1 protein-coding gene is annotated in these 215 nt (G+C 69.3%); it reads right to left on the bottom strand.

The features are described from left to right. On the bottom strand, positions 1 to 215 hold a 215-nt coding region (locus C6558_RS39550), incomplete at both ends, for a VCBS domain-containing protein (protein WP_146161050.1).

Below are 215 nucleotides of genomic sequence, written 5' to 3'. Positions count from 1 at the left end.
CACCGTCTGCACTGCCGTGCCACCATGGCCGTCATCGACGGTCACGTCGTACTTCTGCGTCAGCGTCTGGCCGGCCTGCAGGCTGTCGAGCACGCCGTCGGCGACCTCGAAGCTCCAGCCGACCGAGCCACCCGCCTGGTTCACCGCCGCCAGCGCGAAGGTGCCGAGGTAGCTGGCGCCCTGTGCGGTGAAAGTTGCGCTGTGCGTGTCGAGCG

The sequence above is a fragment of the Ensifer sp. NM-2 genome (genome assembly GCF_003024455.1).
Lineage (GTDB): Bacteria > Pseudomonadota > Alphaproteobacteria > Rhizobiales > Rhizobiaceae > Ensifer > Ensifer canadensis.
Note: the sequence above shows the minus strand (reverse complement) of the source record. Positions and strands in the feature narration are given on the sequence as shown.